General features: G+C 36.9%; 11 protein-coding genes. 9 read left to right on the top strand and 2 right to left on the bottom strand.

Features of this window, described 5'->3' with window-relative positions:
• Positions 1 to 9 precede the first annotated feature (9 nt).
• Together DDY94_RS13655 and DDY94_RS13650 are read left to right on the top strand one after the other, a co-directional pair.
• Complete coding sequence (locus DDY94_RS13655) at positions 10 to 1,029, top strand: N(4)-(beta-N-acetylglucosaminyl)-L-asparaginase (RefSeq protein ID WP_111684920.1); 1,020 nt, start codon at positions 10 to 12, stop codon at positions 1,027 to 1,029.
• A 160-nt stretch (positions 1,030 to 1,189) separates the two neighbouring features.
• On the top strand, positions 1,190 to 1,807 hold the full coding sequence (locus DDY94_RS13650; protein WP_111684918.1) for a response regulator transcription factor: 618 nt from the start codon (positions 1,190 to 1,192) through the stop codon (positions 1,805 to 1,807).
• Here the strand turns inward: DDY94_RS13650 and DDY94_RS13645 are convergent, their stop codons facing one another.
• The gene (locus DDY94_RS13645; protein ID WP_111684916.1) at positions 1,808 to 3,736 is read right to left on the bottom strand and encodes a tetratricopeptide repeat-containing sensor histidine kinase; all 1,929 of its coding nucleotides are present in this window, start codon (positions 3,734 to 3,736) and stop codon (positions 1,808 to 1,810) included.
• A 119-nt stretch (positions 3,737 to 3,855) separates the two neighbouring features.
• Here DDY94_RS13645 and DDY94_RS13640 point away from each other — a divergent pair, with 119 nt between their 5' ends.
• Positions 3,856 to 7,458 (top strand): tail fiber domain-containing protein, encoded by a 3,603-nt coding sequence (locus tag DDY94_RS13640; RefSeq protein WP_111684914.1) that lies wholly within the window; start codon positions 3,856 to 3,858, stop codon positions 7,456 to 7,458.
• Positions 7,459 to 7,745: 287 nt separating this feature from the next.
• Here DDY94_RS13640 and DDY94_RS13635 read toward each other — a convergent pair whose 3' ends face one another.
• Positions 7,746 to 9,170: an aldehyde dehydrogenase family protein gene (locus DDY94_RS13635; protein ID WP_111684913.1), complete on the bottom strand. Its 1,425-nt coding sequence runs from the start codon at positions 9,168 to 9,170 to the stop codon at positions 7,746 to 7,748.
• 263 nt (positions 9,171 to 9,433) lie between these two features.
• On the opposite strand from DDY94_RS13635, the gene DDY94_RS13630 reads away from it, so the two are divergent.
• The 6 genes from DDY94_RS13630 to DDY94_RS13605 all read left to right on the top strand — a co-directional run bounded on the left by DDY94_RS13630 (position 9,434) and on the right by DDY94_RS13605 (position 17,226).
• A complete protein-coding gene (locus DDY94_RS13630; RefSeq protein WP_111684911.1) occupies positions 9,434 to 9,694 on the top strand; it encodes a hypothetical protein in 261 nt (86 codons plus the stop codon).
• A gap of 118 nt (positions 9,695 to 9,812) precedes the next feature.
• The gene (gene polA / locus DDY94_RS13625) at positions 9,813 to 12,665 is read left to right on the top strand and encodes a DNA polymerase I (protein WP_111684909.1); all 2,853 of its coding nucleotides are present in this window, start codon (positions 9,813 to 9,815) and stop codon (positions 12,663 to 12,665) included.
• 105 nt (positions 12,666 to 12,770) lie between these two features.
• Positions 12,771 to 13,727 (top strand): L-threonylcarbamoyladenylate synthase, encoded by a 957-nt coding sequence (locus DDY94_RS13620; protein ID WP_111684907.1) that lies wholly within the window; start codon positions 12,771 to 12,773, stop codon positions 13,725 to 13,727.
• A gap of 104 nt (positions 13,728 to 13,831) precedes the next feature.
• Complete coding sequence (locus DDY94_RS13615; RefSeq protein ID WP_111684905.1) at positions 13,832 to 15,778, top strand: adenylate/guanylate cyclase domain-containing protein; 1,947 nt, start codon at positions 13,832 to 13,834, stop codon at positions 15,776 to 15,778.
• Complete coding sequence (locus tag DDY94_RS13610; RefSeq protein WP_111684903.1) at positions 15,775 to 16,686, top strand: amidohydrolase family protein; 912 nt, start codon at positions 15,775 to 15,777, stop codon at positions 16,684 to 16,686. Before DDY94_RS13615 ends, DDY94_RS13610 begins: the two co-directional genes overlap by 4 nt.
• A gap of 105 nt (positions 16,687 to 16,791) precedes the next feature.
• On the top strand, positions 16,792 to 17,226 hold the full coding sequence (locus tag DDY94_RS13605) for a universal stress protein (RefSeq protein WP_111684901.1): 435 nt from the start codon (positions 16,792 to 16,794) through the stop codon (positions 17,224 to 17,226).
• The last annotated feature ends 158 nt before the right edge of the window (positions 17,227 to 17,384 follow it).

Here is a 17,384-nt window from a genome sequence, read left to right as displayed (position 1 = left end):
TTAACAAACATGAATCGCAGAAAATTTATAAAAAATACCGCGCTAACAGGTGCCGGACTAACACTTACCAATAGCTTACTTAACTGTGCCGAGAATCCATCAGACAAAAAAGAAACTGTTGTTGCCGAATCTGAAAAAAGTGAGCCCTCTTTACCCCTTGTCATCGCAACATGGCATGTGAAAGAAGCAACAGCCAAGGCCATGGAAGTATTGCAAGCAGGCGGTAATGCCCTAGATGCTGTTGAGCAAGGTTGCATGGTTGAGGAAGCCAATGAAAAAGGACAATCAGTAGGAAAAGGTGGCCTGCCCGATAGAGATGGTAACGTCACACTCGACGCTTGTATTATGGACAAAAACGGAAATTGTGGCGCTGTGGTTTATCTTCAAAATATAAAACATGCGGTGTCTGTAGCTCGAAAAGTAATGGATGATACGCCTCATGTAATGCTGGCTGGTGAAGGCGCTCAACAGTTTGCACTATCTCAAGGGTTTGAAACTGAAGACCTTCTAACAGAAGCCTCAAGAAAAGCTTGGGAAAAATGGAAAGTCGAAGCCAAATATAAACCCATCATTAATATTGAAAATCACGATACTATAGGTATGCTAGCCATTGATAAAAATGGTGATATTTCAGGTGCGTGTACCACAAGTGGTTTGGCCTACAAGATGGGTGGTCGAGTTGGCGATTCTCCGATTATTGGTTCAGGATTATTTGTAGATAACGAAATTGGTGCTGCAGTGGCAACAGGCTTAGGTGAGGAAGTTGTTAAAACCGTAGGAAGTTTCTTGGTAGTTGAACTTATGCGTCAGGGTAAATCTCCTCAAGAAGCTTGTGAAGAAGCTATCGGTAGAATTGTAAATAAACCGAATAGCAACTACAAAGATTTTCAAGTGGGCTATATCGCCGTGAACAAAAAGGGTGAAACCGGTTCGTACTCGATTCATCAATGGTTTAGTATGACTAAGTTCCAAAACGGTGTTAACGAACAAATACAATCTGATTTTTTTAATAAGGAAGAAAAATCATAATTCGATTGGCATAAATTTCAAAAATCTAATTAATCTCGTATTTTGTAATCTAATAAGCTGTTAATCAATTTGTCTAGAAAAAAATAAACTTAATCGTCTTTTTTTCTTACTCACAAATTGCTTAGTAAATTGCTTTTGAATTATAAACTGCACCAACTAAATGTCTACCATAAGAGTTCTTATTGTTGAAGACGATCCAATCATTGGAGAAGACATTCGCGATATGCTTACTAATGTCAATTATTCAGCTTTAGATGTGGCATATGACAAGGAGGATGCCATTGAACAAATAGATGCTCAACAGCCAGATCTCGTCTTACTCGATATAAATTTGAACGGTCAGTTTGAAGGATTCGAAATTGCCGATCATATCAATAAAACTCGAAAAATTCCATTCATTTATTTGACCTCTTACTCTGGAAAAGAAATTCTGGAAAAAGCAAAGCCCACGTTACCAATGGGTTATATTGTAAAACCATTTAATGAGCGAGAGCTCTATTCTAATATTGAGGTAGCACTTTATAATTTCTCTAAATTTTTACTTCCTGTTGAACTCAATGCTGAGGCTATTAATTCTAAAATACCAACGGCACTCACACAAAAAGAGTTTGAAGTGCTTGAAGGGTTATATGAAGGAAAGACTAATCAGCAATTGGCCGATAGTCAGTTTGTAAGCGTTAACACCATTAAAACGCATATCAAAAATATTTATGAAAAAATGAATACACACACGCGTTCTGAAACACTCAGACTTGTACATTCATTACTGAGGCAGTAGTTAAGATTTCGGCAATGTTATTGAAACCTCCGTTCCGCTTCCGTTGGAAACATTTATGGTAGCTTTTAGCTTTTTCGTCAGTGAGGCGATTAGTCGTTGGCCAAATGATTCGGCCTTACCTTTATTAATGAATTCATCTTTAATTCCAATCCCATTGTCTTTCACTTTTAATATGAAATTGTTGTCATCTTCATTCATTTCAATATTAATGGTTGGCTTTTCTTTCAATTCATTCGGAAATGCATGTTTTAGCGAATTTGTGACCAATTCGTTAGCAATTAAGCCCACTGGTATCACAGATTCAACATCCATAAATACATCTTTTGCCTTAACGCTCAGTTCTACTTCATTCTCAGTCTTATTATAGGAATTTAAAATACTATTAACTAAGCCTTCAAAATAATCTTGAATATTAACCATATTGAGATCATTTCCAACGTAAAGATTCTTGTGCAGAATGGCCATGGATTGCACTCTGTTTCTTCCATTTTGAAGAACTTCCAACACCTTATCATCATCAACATATTTCGACTGCAAATTCAAAAGGCTAGAGATCATTTGCAAGTTATTCTTAACCCGATGATGAGTCTCATGCAATAACAATTCTCTATCCTTCAAAGCCTTAGTGATGGTGTCATTTTTACTCTTAATCTTTTTATTCAATCTCAATAGCGCAATTGCCGCAATAGTCAGTAAGACCAAACCTATCAAAGAAATTGCAATTATCGCATTTGAGCGCGATAGTTTGGTTTCTGAAATTTCGTTCTCTTTATTTAGGAGTGCAATTTCAGCATCCTTCTTTTGTTGGTTGTATAAGGCGTCTTTTTCAGCAATAATCTCTATAGATTCACTTGTATAGATAGAATCTGTCATCGTTTTAAAATCCTTGAAAGTCGCTAATGCCGATTTGAAATCACCCTTTTTCTCATAAGCGTCAGCCAAAAGATTATAGGCGCGCTGCTCTTGATTTAGGGATTGATGCTCTTCAAATGAAAATACATCATTTAATTGCTCAATAGCCTCATCATACCTACCAAGCTTGGTTAAGATTTCACCCATATGAATTTTTGATTCACATAGATTATAGGTGCTACTTAAGTTCTCTCTAATTTTGAGAGCTTTAAGATGTTCTTCATAAGCTTCGTCGAGGCGGTTTTGTTCTTGCCTCAAAAGGCCAAGGAAATCATGATGAAATCCCATTTCCCTCAAGGTTGGAAAAACAACATTGTAACCTTTTTGTTTCATTAAATGATATTCGGCCTTCTCGTATTCCCCAAGGTCAGTATAAACCATTCCAAGATTAGCATTCACACTCGCTAACCCTGAGCTGTCTTTTAATACCTCAAACTGCTTTAAAGCTTTTAAGTATTGTTGTTTCCCTTTTTCTAATTGATCAACATTCAAATAAAATCCTGCCAGTGAGTTATTTATTCTGGCCTTTTGACTAGCACTTCCGATCTTATCATAAATCGCAGCAGCTTCTAACAACATATTTTGAGACTCTATATTATTACCCAAAAACATGGAGATAGTCCCAATGAAATGCGCACTTTTAGCGATATCAATGGAATCTCTTTTATGCTTTGAATAGTTATATATACTGCGGTAGAAATCTAAGGCTGTCTTATAGTCGCCATGCCAACGGTGGCTCGCAGCAAAAATGTAATCCGTACGCCTTACCTCTGAGCTATCAGAGGTGTTAATATATTCTGCTTTAAGTTGATCCGCAATTTTCTCAGCATAATCTGGATCGCGCTGAACCAAATACTCACCAAGTAAAAAAAGTGACTCTTTTTTTATCTCCTTAGAGTTATTCTTATCAATGATATTCTGAAGACTATCTTGATAAGCATCTACTTCTGCATCCTGACCGACACTTGTATTGACAAATAATAGTAAGAACACTATGCAAAAAGTGCTGATTCTCATAATTGAGTATTTAGTTACACAAAGGTAAAAAACCAATTGACTCAAAAATCACCCAAAAGGATGAATTGAAATTTAATGACAATATAGAATTTTACACCAAGCTATTAATCACAAATATCATGAAACGAATTCTCCCTACTCTATTATGTCTTTTAACATTGGGGCTATCTGCTCAGGTTGGTGTGGGTAATACCAATCCTCAAGCGCAATTAGACATTAGCGCATCAAATACAAGTTCGCCTTCTAATCTTGATGGAATTCTTATCCCTAGAATGTCTAACCTACCGACTGTTGGTTCAATGACGGCAGCACAAGACGGTATGTTGGTATTTTACACTGGCAGCGGTAACTCTGGTAAAGGTTTTTATTACTGGAACCAAACTAGTACAAGTTGGGTGTATCTTTCTTCGGGTAGTAAAAATACGTTAGATGGCGCATACGATGAAGGCGGTGCAGGTGCTGGAAGAGTAATCAATGCAAACGACGGAAATGTTGAAATTTCAGGTTCTGACGGATTACAGGTAACTACCGTTGACACTGACACGAATGCCGCTGCAATATCTATTTATTCAAACTTTGATGGTAACGGCAATCATGGTATAAACAATCAGGTTTGGGGTGATGCAGGAGCAGGAAATGGTAGAACTGCTTTTGCAATCGACAATTATATCCGCACGCTGATAAACGATGGTACTGTTTACGGAATGCGAAGTCAATTTGTTTTAGGAAACAATGCAGGTAGTTCACTTAATTCGGGAAATGTCGGTGTCTTTAACCAATTCTACTCAGGGACTAATACGGGATTTAATATTGGTGTTCAAAATGAATTTAGATTTAACTCTACAGTTCATTATGGCATGAAAAACACTAATTTTCTATCTACCGCAGGGACGACCTATGGTATGCATAATGACTTTGACAGTAATGGGTCTAGTGATTTTTATGGAAGCTATAATAGCTTTAATATGTCGGGAACCAGCGATATTTATGGCAGTTATAATTCGATTGTTGGTGCTGGTTCAGGTAATAAATATGGCACCTATGTAACTATTCCATCTGGCGGTGGTGGTAACCATTACGGCATTTATACTGATGTTAGAAACACATCAGGTTATGCTGCTTATTTAATAGGTAGAACATCCTTAGGAACTGGGACTTCAAACCGTTATTTAATGCCAGAAACGGCAGGTACAAACGGGCAAATAATGGCTATTAACGGCTCGGGAGTCGTAAGTTTTGTAAATCCTTCAGCCGTTTTTTCAGATACAGATACAGACGATCAGACCATCGACAATTTAACACTAGTTGGTACGACATTAGGAATATCACTCGAAGATGATGGTCAGCCTGTACAAACTGTAGATCTGTCATCACTTCAAGATGGAATTGGCACTGATAATCAAACCATTGACACCTTTAGTTTTAATGCCGCGACGAATGTGTTATCTCTCGAAATTGAGAATGATGGTGTTGCTACTCAGACTGTAGATTTATCTTCTTTAGATACAGAAGATGCGGATTGGCACGAGGTTGGTACTTCAAGTTCTCCAAATGCAATTACTGATAATATTTTTACACTCGGGGATGTTGGTATTGGAAGTTCAAACATCGGTTCATACACTACCGGCAGCAGAACTTTAACCGTAGGACCTAATAACACAGCCTCTGCTATAGATGCTTCGTTCATTGAGTTAGTTGGAACCACGGGGCAGGTAAATTCTAGTGTAGGTGGTATTCATATTGAAAATACTAGTGGTAGTTCTTTTGGAGATGGTATTGCTAAAATTGAAGCTATTCTTAATGGTTCAACAAATTTTGCTGGTCACCTCTTATTTTACACTGGAAGCACATCGGGCAATCTCACCGAAAAAATGCGAATTGAAGACAACGGAGACGTAGGGATAGGTGTAACTAATCCAAGTGCTACATTAGATTTAGTAGGAAGTTTTCAATATGTTGATGGTAACCAAGCCTTAGGTAGAGTTCTAACTTCTGATGCCAATGGTAATGCAACTTGGAGTACAACATCAGCAATTGATAATACAACAGCTAGTAATGGTCTTTCTGAAGTATCAGATGATATTAAACTTGGAGGAACCCTTACACAGGCCACAATAATAACTCAAGACACCAATAGCTTTGATATTAATTTGAATTCTACAGGCGATTTTGCGATCCAAGATAATGGTACAGATGCCTTCTTTGTAGAAGATAGTGGTGATGTTGGATTCGGCACCAGTAATCCGGCTTATCAAGTGGACGTGTCAGAAACAGGCAATAATGAATTACGCGGAGTCAATGTTACTAAAACAGATAATAGTTCTTCAGACACTAATGGAATTTATGTAACAAAAACAGGATCTGGTACTGGTCGTAGCCACGCTTATTATTCTTTAGTACAAGGTAGTGGTACGGGTCAAAAATATGGGATATTTAATCGTATCAATTCTACGGCAGCAGGAAATCAATACGGAACCAGAAACTGGATTTCGGGAAATACTACAAGCCAACAGTTTGGCACCTTTAACAACATGGATAATGCCGGCACAAGTAATGTCTATGGTGTATACAATGGAATGCGCGTAACGAACGCCTCAAATATGTACGGTGTTTATAATGAATTTCTTACAGCGAACAACAGCTCTACATTAATGGCTGGTGTGAGAAATCGTTTTACAAATGGTACCCCAGGAAGTGATGGATTTGCTGGTATTTATACAGATTTTGCACTTACCGCTAACGGTACTTATTACGGAACAAGAAATGAATACGGTAGTGGAGCAACAGGAACTGGTACTAAATATGGTACTTACAATGAAATCTCAAGTAGTGCTGGTGGAACGCATTACGGCTCTTATAATGATGTCTCAACGAGTAATGGTTGGGCAGGTTATTTCTTAGGTAGAAATTATATCTCAGATAGATTAAGTATTGGTGAAACAGATAATGCAAACGCAAGATTCAATGTACAAGGAAATAGTAGTTCAACCTATGCGCATATTGAACTTGAAGAAACTGGCACCAATGATGGCTCACGAATTAGATTTACTAACTCAGTAGAAACGACAAATAATTGGCTCATTTACGGAAGGGCCGATAATACAGATGCTGATAGTAGAATGAACATCTTTTATTCGAACACAGGAAATATTATTGAGATCTATGGTGATAACACTGTAGAAGTAAATGGGCAGTTGAGTGTTAACCTCAATAACCCAACTTATGCTATTCATTTGCCAAATAATGCAGCAATTGGTACAGGACAAGGCCGCGCAAATGCTTGGACAACCTATAGCGACAATCGCGTAAAATCCAATCAATCTGACTTAAAAAATGGATTGCTAAAAGTCATGCAAATGCGTCCAAAAACATATTTTCATCACAATGGTAATATTGAAAACGGCACGTTAAATCTAGACCGATCTGGTGAGCAAACCTTAGGCTTTATTGCTCAGGAGTTATATAAAGTCCTACCTGAAGCAGTTCAAAAACCACAAAATGAGAATAAAGAATTGTGGTCTATCAACTACGACAAGGTAATTCCGGTAACGGTAAAGGCCATACAAGAACTGAATGAAGAAATTCAATCCCTTAAAGAAGAAAATAAAACCTTAAGAGCAAAGCTCGACAGGATGGCACAGCTAGAAGCCAGACTATTAGCCATTGAAAAACAGATTAACCATGTTACTGATCATCCTGTATCTGCTTCAGCAGATGAATAAATCATCTGCCTTGAATATGACCAAAACTAATTGTTATTAGTACGATTATGTTTAGAAGACCGACGTCGTGTAATCATGTCGGGTTGTAGAAAAAGCCGCAGTAGGGAGCGGCTTTTTCTTTTCAGAATGAAATAAAATATGAAGCTGTTCGTGTACTCAAAAAATAGTGCTTCATTAAAAAATAGATGTTTTAGTGCACTTTAAAAGTAAGTTTGATTAGCTATTAATCTTTACTTTATAGATTAAAACATTAAGAAAAAAGTCGCTGTAGGGAGCGGCTTTTTTTGTTAGAACCACTTAACGGTTGCCTTCGCCATTTTCTCTTTAAAGTTGTTATACGGTGGAAGAACTAAATTCAATGGCCCTATAGTATATCGTCTTAATACTGCCCGTTCATTCGAAAATTCCTTAAAACTATAAAATCCATGAGCTTTACCAATGCCACTGCTATTACTTCCTCCAAAAGGTAAATTATGATTAGAAAATTGTAGCCCATTGGCATTAACGGCACTTGTGCCTGCCCTTGTGTTTTTGAGAATATGCTTGATATTCGAATTTGATCTCGAATACATATAAAGCGCAAGCGGTTTGTCTTTGTGCTGTAAGTCCTTAATAACCTCATCTAAATCATTAAACGTTTTAATTGGTAAGATTGGCCCAAAAATTTCTTCCTTCATTAAAAGCGAATCTTCACTCAATCCCGAAACTAATGTAGGCCCCAAGTATTTATCATCTTTATTTACATGCCCTTCTATTTCAAATGTTGCCTGATGCTTTTTCGCATCATCAAGGTAAGATTGAAGTCTGTCAAAATGTTTTTCATTAATGATTCTTCCATAACTTTCAGATGTTGAGGGGTCGTTAGTATAAAACTCTTCAACTGCTTTTTTGTATTGATCAATAAACTTCTGCTTTACCGAATCATGAATGTAAATATAGTCTGGGGCAATACAGGTTTGTCCATTGTTAAAATGCTTGATCCAAGCTACCGATTGCGCTGTCACTTTTAGATCCGCTGTTTTATCTATTATGACAGGCGACTTCCCTCCTAGCTCTAAAGTCACGGAACATAGATGTTCTGCAGCGGCTTTCATTACAATCTTACCTACAGGAATGGATCCCGTAAAGAAGATATGATTAAAAGGTAATTTGAGTAAGTTTTGGGCAACTTCAGCATCGCCTTGGATTAGTGCAACTTCGTCGGTCTCAAACAGGTCGTCTATAATATTTTGCATTACTTCAGCGCAATGCGAAGAGATTTCAGATGGCTTAATAATAACAGTATTTCCTGCAGCAATCGCCGCCACTAAGGGTGAAAATGTTAGATTGAATGGATAATTCCATGGCGACATAATTAAACAAACTCCTTTAGGCTCGTACATCACATAAGATGATGTGCCCAATAAAACTATGTTAGAACTTACCTTTTGGCGCTTTAACCAACGATGTAGATGTGCCTTTGCATGTTTTATCTCCTTAATCACTAAGTAAACTGCAACTAAATCCGACTCTACCAATGGCCTCTTTAAGTCCTTATAAAGTGCTTCTCTAATTTGTTTTCTATAAGTGAATTGTAACGCATGCTGTAGCTTATCTAACTTTTTAATTCTATCTCGATATGAGCTTTGAGCAATATTATATTGGTTGTGAGATTGCTTTTCAAACAAATTGAAGTAGGGATTGTCGCTATAGTTTTTGTTGAATTTCTTCATTTATAAATGGAAATTATATCAGTTTGTGCATTTCGTCGATGTTATTGACAAACCCGCGTATTTGGTCTAAATCTCAGGTTTTTTCGTCTATAATTTTAACGGTTTTAAAGGGCTGCGAGCCCATTTTGTGTATTTCATCGATGTTTTTGACTAACAGATGTCAGTTGTCTAATTATCGCCTTGTTTCGTCCAATAATTTAATCAGAACAAACTATCCTGTGTTTCTTTGAACCGAAGTTAAAACAAAAAACGATTTAACAGTCATGAAAAAAGGTTTAGTCATCATATTATTTTTAACAATGTCTTTAGCGGGATTTGCGCAGCAAGATGTTGTTAGTAATGTTGAGACAGAGGTTGTAGAGACTGTTAAAGCTGAAAAGCCAGAAGCTCAGAAAACTGTTATTTCTGCTAAAGTAAAGGCTAAGGTTTTAAGAATTAACCGTAAGAAAAGTAACGAGATCATCAGTATCAAAGCTTATAGAAAGAGCTTACAGATTAAAGTAAAAACTGTAAAACTCTGCTAATTAATATGCTATTAACCATGAGAAAGCCGAAACGATTGTTTCGGCTTTTTTTGTTCATAACCCTTTTTAAATAAACCCTGAACTTTTCGTAGTTTTATAAACTTCAAAATTAATATTCATGTCAGACCAAAAACGTCTCTTTCTTGTTGATGCCTATGCACTTATTTTTCGCGGGTATTACGCATTTATAAAAAACCCAAGAATCAATTCAAAAGGCGAAGACACCTCAGCCATAATGGGTTTTATGAATTCACTTTTAGATGTTATTAAACGCGAGCGACCAGACCATTTGGCTGTCTGTTTTGATAAAGGTGGAAGTGTTGATCGTGTTGAAATGTATCAAGAATATAAGGCGAATAGAGACGAAACACCTGAAGGTATCAGAACGGCCATTCCGCATATTTGTAATATCCTTGAAGCCATGCATATTCCAATTATGGTGAAAGAAGGCTATGAAGCCGATGATGTCATCGGAACACTTTCGCGCCAAGCTGAAAAAGAAGGTTATAAAGTATTCATGGTAACACCAGACAAAGATTTTGCCCAGTTGGTAACTGATAATATTTTTATGTATCGCCCTGTTTTTGGTGGCGGTTACGAAACTTGGGGTATCCCAGAAGTTCAGAAGAAATTTGAAGTTGAAGACCCAATGCAAGTCATAGATTTCTTAGGAATGATGGGCGATTCGAGCGATAATATTCCTGGTTTGCCTGGCGTTGGTGAAAAAACAGCTAAAAAATTTATCAATCAATTTGGAAGTATGGAAGGCCTACTGGCTAATACCGATCAATTGAAAGGTAAAATGAAAGAGAAGGTAGAAGCGAATGGTGAACTTGGATTACTCTCTAAAAAACTTGCTACCATAATGCTTGATGTTCCGGTGGAATTTGATGCTAAAGATTTTGAACTCGACCACCCTGATGTGGAGAAGGTAAAACAAATTTTTCAGGATCTCGAATTTAGACGACTTACAGAGAATTTTCTAAAAACTTTCTCAAATGAAACTGCAAGTGAAGGTGAAGCGGTTCCTGCTAAAAATCAGCCTGAAAGCCCAAAGACCACATCAACACCATCATCAAAACAAGCTGGTGCCGGTCAGTTTTCCTTATTCGGAAATGATGCTCCAGCAACATCAGAGTCTACTTCAGAATACACCAGAAAAACCGCCGAAACCACACCACATTTTTATCAAAGTGTGGCTTCAGGAATGGCAACGAAACTATTTGTAAAAAATCTCTTGAATCAGACCTCTGTTTGTTTTGATACAGAAACTACGAGTATTAATCCTTTGGAGGCCGAGCTCGTTGGCATAGCCTTTTCTTGGGAAGCTGGTAAAGGTTTCTATCTCCCATTTCCTGAAGACAGAGATGAATGTCAGGCTCTGATTGAAGAATTACGACCGTTTTTCGAAAATGAGAACATTGAGAAAATTGGCCAGAATTTAAAGTATGATATTAAAGTACTAGCCAAATATAATATTGAGGTTAAGGGCAAACTTTTTGATACGATGTTAGCTCATTATTTGATCAATCCAGATATGCGTCATAATATGGATGTTCTTGCAGAAACTTACCTCAATTACACGCCAATATCAATTACAGAACTCATAGGTAAAAAAGGAAAGAATCAGCTATCTATGCGCGATGTTCCTATTGAAAAACAAACTGAATACGCCGTTGAAGATGCCGATATCACACTTCAACTAAAGGAGCATTTTGAAAAGGAACTCGGTGAGGCCAATACGAAGAAATTATTTGATGAGATTGAAATTCCTTTGCTTCGTGTACTTGCGGATATGGAATTGGAAGGTATAAACTTAGACAAGGACTTTTTAGGTTCGTTATCTGAAGAATTAGATAATGACATTGCAACCCTCGAAAAACAAATTTATAATGCTGCTGGTGAGGAATTCAATATTGCGTCACCTAAACAATTAGGCGTTATTTTATTTGAAAAAATGAAACTGGTTGATAAGCCAAAAAAGACCAAAACTGGGCAATACTCCACTGCAGAAGATGTACTAAGTTATCTGGCCAAAGACCACGAAATCATTCAGAATATATTAGATTTTAGAGGCCTCAGTAAATTAAAAAGTACTTATGTAGATGCACTACCTCAACAAGTAGATGAACGCACTGGGCGTGTTCATACAGATTATATGCAAACGGTGGCTGCAACTGGACGTTTGAGTAGTAATAATCCAAACCTACAAAATATCCCAATCCGAACGGAACGTGGACGACAAGTGCGTAAAGCATTCGTCCCTAGAAATGACGATTATACACTTTTAGCCGCGGATTATTCGCAAATAGAACTGAGAATTATTGCTGCCTTAAGCGAAGAAGAAACAATGATCGAAGCCTTCAAAAACGGTGAAGATATTCATGCTTCCACGGCTTCAAAAGTTTTTAATGTGCCGTTATCTGAGGTTACGAGAGAACAGCGTGGAAACGCCAAGACTGTCAACTTCGGAATTATTTACGGGGTTTCAGCCTTTGGTTTGAGCAATCAAACTAATTTAACACGTTCAGAATCTAAGGAGCTTATCGACACGTACTATGCGACCTATCCAAAACTTAGAAATTATATTCAAGATCAGGTGGATTTTGCCAGAGACAATGGCTATGTTCAAACGGTTTTAGGGCGTCGTCGCTATCTTAAAGATATAAATTCGCGTAATGCGGTTGTTCGTGGTGCTGCCGAGCGAAATGCAGTAAACGCACCTATTCAGGGTAGTGCTGCTGATATCATTAAGATTGCCATGATTAATATTCACAGGAAACTCGTTGAAGGCAACTACAAAACCAAAATGCTATTACAGGTTCATGATGAATTGGTGTTCGATGTTTATAAACCAGAACTTGAAGGTCTAAAAAATCTCATCAAAACCGAAATGGAAAATGCCTATGAGCTCTCTGTACCTTTAGATGTTGACCTCGATATTGGTGACAATTGGTTGGAGGCGCATTGATACCATCAGACCATTAAATATTCAAAATTGAACTTTTCTAACGGTTCATCATTTGCAACCATTAGTTGGTGATTGAAATATAGTTACGGATATTTGCAATCTGCAATGAGTATTATTTCAAAAGACATAGCAAAAGCAGTAGAACTTTTATCTAATGAAGAGTTGGTAGCCATTCCGACAGAAACTGTCTATGGCCTTGCAGGAAATATATATTCTGAAAAAGCGATTACCGCCATTTTTGAAACCAAACAGCGTCCAAAATTTAATCCGTTAATTGTACATATACCATCTGTTGCCTATCTAGAAAAAATTGTAACCGATATTCCTGAAAAGGCGAAATTGCTTGCAGATGCGTTTTGGCCAGGACCAATAACTCTGGTTTTAAATAAGAAAGATACCATCCCAGATTTAATTACGGCCGGAAAGGATACCGTTGCTGTAAGAGTTCCAAATCATCCTACAACCTTAGAATTGTTAGAGCGATTAGAATTTCCGTTAGCGGCACCGAGCGCCAATCCCTTCAATCGTATTAGTCCAACAAAACCTGAACATGTTGAAGATTATTTCAAAAATGAAATTAAAATGGTTCTCGATGGCGGTGCCTGTACAAAAGGGATAGAATCCACAATAATTGGTTTTGAAAATGATCAACCCGTTCTTTATCGCCATGGATCAACACCAATTGAGGCTATTGAGGCTGTTGTGGGTACGCTTCATATTAAAAATAAAAACGAAGTAGCGCCTTCTGCTCCAGGTATGCTAGAGCGCCATTATGCCCCAAAAACAAAGACGGTATTAACGGATGATCTTCAGAAAACCATAAATGACCATTCTGGAAAACGCATTGGATTATTACTTTATAATGATATTTTGAATGATGACCTTATTGATTTCAAAATTGTATTAACTCAAGGTCAAAATCTTGAAGAAGCAGCTTCCAAACTTTATGACGCCTTACATCAGCTCGATAAGCAAGATTTAGACATCATCATTGCGGAACGTTTGCCCGACTTTGGCCTGGGTAAATCTATTAACGATAGATTGCTCAGAGCGACAAAATAACCCATTAACTAGCTTTTGATTTTTAGGATACTGCCGCAGTCTTTTTGTGTGCAAAATTTAATTGCATTAAATTACAGGCACATTCTTACCGCTAAAAGCTATTAATGAATCGGTTTCTTGTTGTTATACTACTTCTATTTGGTGTTCATCAAATTCATGGGCAAGATGATTATTTTGAGATATGGCAAGATGAAACTCAAACAGACTCTGCCAGAGCCAAGGCTTACTATACGTACTTGTATCTTAATTACATGTTCGATGATCCAGATTCTACGATCATTCTTGTCGAAAATTTAAAGGCCTTTGCAAAAAAGAATAACGACACCTATTCGATTGGGCTAGGTCAGTTTTTAAAGGCTAATTCGTATTACTTTTCCGGAGATTATATTAATGCACTTAAATTTGGAGAAGAGGCTCTGAAAACTTTTGAGCAACACACGGATAAATTAAAACTTTCACAAACCTTGTCTCTTATTGGTGAAATCTACTCAGACCAAGGTGATAATGTTAAAGCCTTAGATTACATAAAACGCAGTTCAAAAATTGCCGAGGAAATTGATAATACCATTCAAAGGGTAAATACGATAACACTTATTGGTAATATCTATTTCAATCAGGAAGATTATGGCAATGCGCTTTCCTACTATAAGCAAAGTTTAGAATTAACAAAAAATGACACCATTTCTCTAGACTACTCTAATTCATTATTTAGTATAGGGAGTACTTACATGCGAGAAGGCGATTACAGTGCTGCTTTAGAATATTTCAATAAAAGTGAAGTGATCTATAGAGAACTCGGTGAACAAGTAGGTCTTTCTAATATTCTGTATGAAAAAGGTAACGTTTATGCCGAACAGGAGAAATTTAATATTGCACTCGAGTTTTATAAAGAAAGCTTGAAAGTGGATGAAGAATATGAAATCTACTATAACGCAATGATCAAGTATTTGGGAATTGGCCAATTGTATAAACGAATGAGTCAATTTAGAGAAGCCAGAGATTTCTGTACACAAAGTTTAGAATTGTCTGAAGAATTTGGCATACTTTCTATTGAAGAAGAAAGTTGCGAATGCCTCTATGAAGCTTATAAAAATCTAGGAAATCTCTCCAAAGCCGTCGAATTTAACGACCGATATAAAGCACTTAAAGAAAGTCTTTCAGAAGAACAAACTGTGTTGAAGCTTCAGCAAATGGAATTCTCAAAGCAAGTTGAAGCTGATAGTCTTAAGCAAGTTGAAATTGATCTAAGAAAGCAAATTGCATTCGACAGAGATCTTAACAGAAAGGATCGGAATAAAAACATTGCCATAGGAATTGGTCTCTTATTTCTGATCATTTCAGGCGCCTACTATTCGCGATATCGCTACACCAAAAAATCAAAGAATATTATTGAAAATGAAAAGGAACGCTCCGAGAATCTACTCCTTAATATATTACCTGCTGAAATTGCCGAAGAATTAAAGGAAAAAGGGAAAGCCGACGCCCGAAATTTCGATACCGTATCGATGTTATTTACCGATTTTAAAGGCTTCACTCAAGTATCAGAAAAACTAAGCGCGGAAGATCTACTGGCAGAACTCAACATTTGTTTTAAAGCTTTCGACCTTATTTGTACCAAATACAATATCGAAAAAATCAAAACCATTGGCGATGCTTACATGGCCGCAGGTGGATTACCAGTGCCAGAAGACATTTCTGTAAAGAATACCGTTTTGGCCGCGTTAGAAATGCAAGCGTTTATCACGGATCGGATTGCAGAAAAGAAAAACAACAATGACCTTTATTTCGAAATGCGCCTTGGTATTCATACAGGTCCGGTAGTTGCTGGTATTGTTGGTGTGAAGAAATTTCAATATGATATTTGGGGCGATACAGTAAATACAGCTGCGCGGATGGAAAGTAGCGGTGAGGTCGGAAAGGTTAACATTTCAGAAGATACATATCAACTCATAAAAGATGATAAGGATTTTACTTTTGAACATCGCGGTATGATCAAAGCCAAAGGAAAAGGAGAAATTAATATGTATTTTGTATCAAAATCAACTTTTTGAATTCAATACTAACAAAAATACAGGCATTACCTAAAGCAGATGTTCACAGTCATTTGCATCTTGCTGGCTCTCAAAAACGCTTTGCAGAACGTTACCCTAATGCAAATATCACTTTCCCTAGTCGGTACAATGGTCTATCCGGTATGATCGACTTCATTTACGGCACTCTAAATAAGGTAATGATTACAAGCGAAGACGTCACTAATTTTATGGATATCGCTATTCAAAGTGCAATTGACGACAACGTAAAACTTTTAGAAGCTAGCGTTGATGCAGGATTGGCGAGATTCTTCGATAACTCTATCGATGCTGTTATCGAAACCGTTCAAACCTTAAAAGAGCGCTATAATTCCGAAATTGATTTTAAACCAGACTTAGGTATTAACAAAGATCTTGCTTTAGAAAAAGTATATTCTGACGGTGTTAAATGTATAAAAAGTGGCGTATTTACGGGGATCGATCTCTATGGTCAGGAAGTCGGTAAAGATCTAACTCCATTTGTACGACTGTACGATATGGCCAAGGATCATGGTTTGAAAACTAAAGTTCATATAGGTGAATTCTCGGATCATCTCACTATTGAGAACACCATTGAACTCTTAAATCCCCAAGAATTGCAGCACGGAATAAGAGCTGTTGACTCTGAAAAAACTATGGATATGATTCTTGAAAAAAAAATAAGATTGAACATATGCCCTACAAGTAACCTGTCCTTAGGTGCTGTTGCACATCTTGAACACCATCCTGTGAGAAAACTATTTGATCACGGTATAAAAGTGACGATTAATACCGACGACCTTATTTTATTTAACGCCACCATTACTGAAGAATACGAGAAACTGTGGCGTTCTCAACTATTTACTTTTGAAGAAATTGAGCTTTTGAATAGCAACGCTCTTACTTTATAATATTTCTTTCATTCTGCGCTTTTCAGTTACTAGTGATTTTTGTCATTTTTTAAGTCTGAATTATTGGCTAACTTATAAAAGTGTATCATCGTAATTCGTTTTATCATGAAAAATATTTTACTTCCCATTGATTTCAAAGGTAGTGAGCAATTACTTTTAGATAAGGCCTACGAAATCGCAGAAAAATTTAAGTCTAAAGTGTGGTTAATTCATGTTGCAGCACCCGACCCAGATTATATTGGTTATGATGCCGGTCCGCAATCTATAAGAGACAGTCGCGCTGAAGAACTACGCGAAGAACACAAGCAAATTCAAACCTATGCCCGAAGTCTTACCCAAAAAGGTATTGAAACTGATGCTTTATTAATTCAAGGAACTACAGTGGATACTCTTCTTGAAAAAACAGAAGCGCTCAATATCGATCTCATGGTCATTGGGCGACAGTCACATGGTTTATTCTACAAAGCAATATTTGGAAGTGTAGCCGATAGTTTGGTTAAAAAAACAAGCATTCCGATTTTAATTGTGCCTTTAGATTAGTACATAAACTAAGATCAACTTTTCAATAATTAATCAGGTTATGATTACACTTGGTTAACACTACTGATTTTCAGTCTAAAAAAAACCTCGTCAGGGTTTGTCAATCCAATAAGTTATCGTAAATTTGCAAACTCTTTTTCGGAAGAGGAATGTTTAAT

Source organism: Winogradskyella tangerina (assembly GCF_003260205.1).
Lineage (GTDB): Bacteria > Bacteroidota > Bacteroidia > Flavobacteriales > Flavobacteriaceae > Winogradskyella > Winogradskyella tangerina.
The sequence above is the reverse complement of the archived record's forward strand: the minus strand, read 5'-3'. Positions and strand labels throughout refer to the sequence as shown.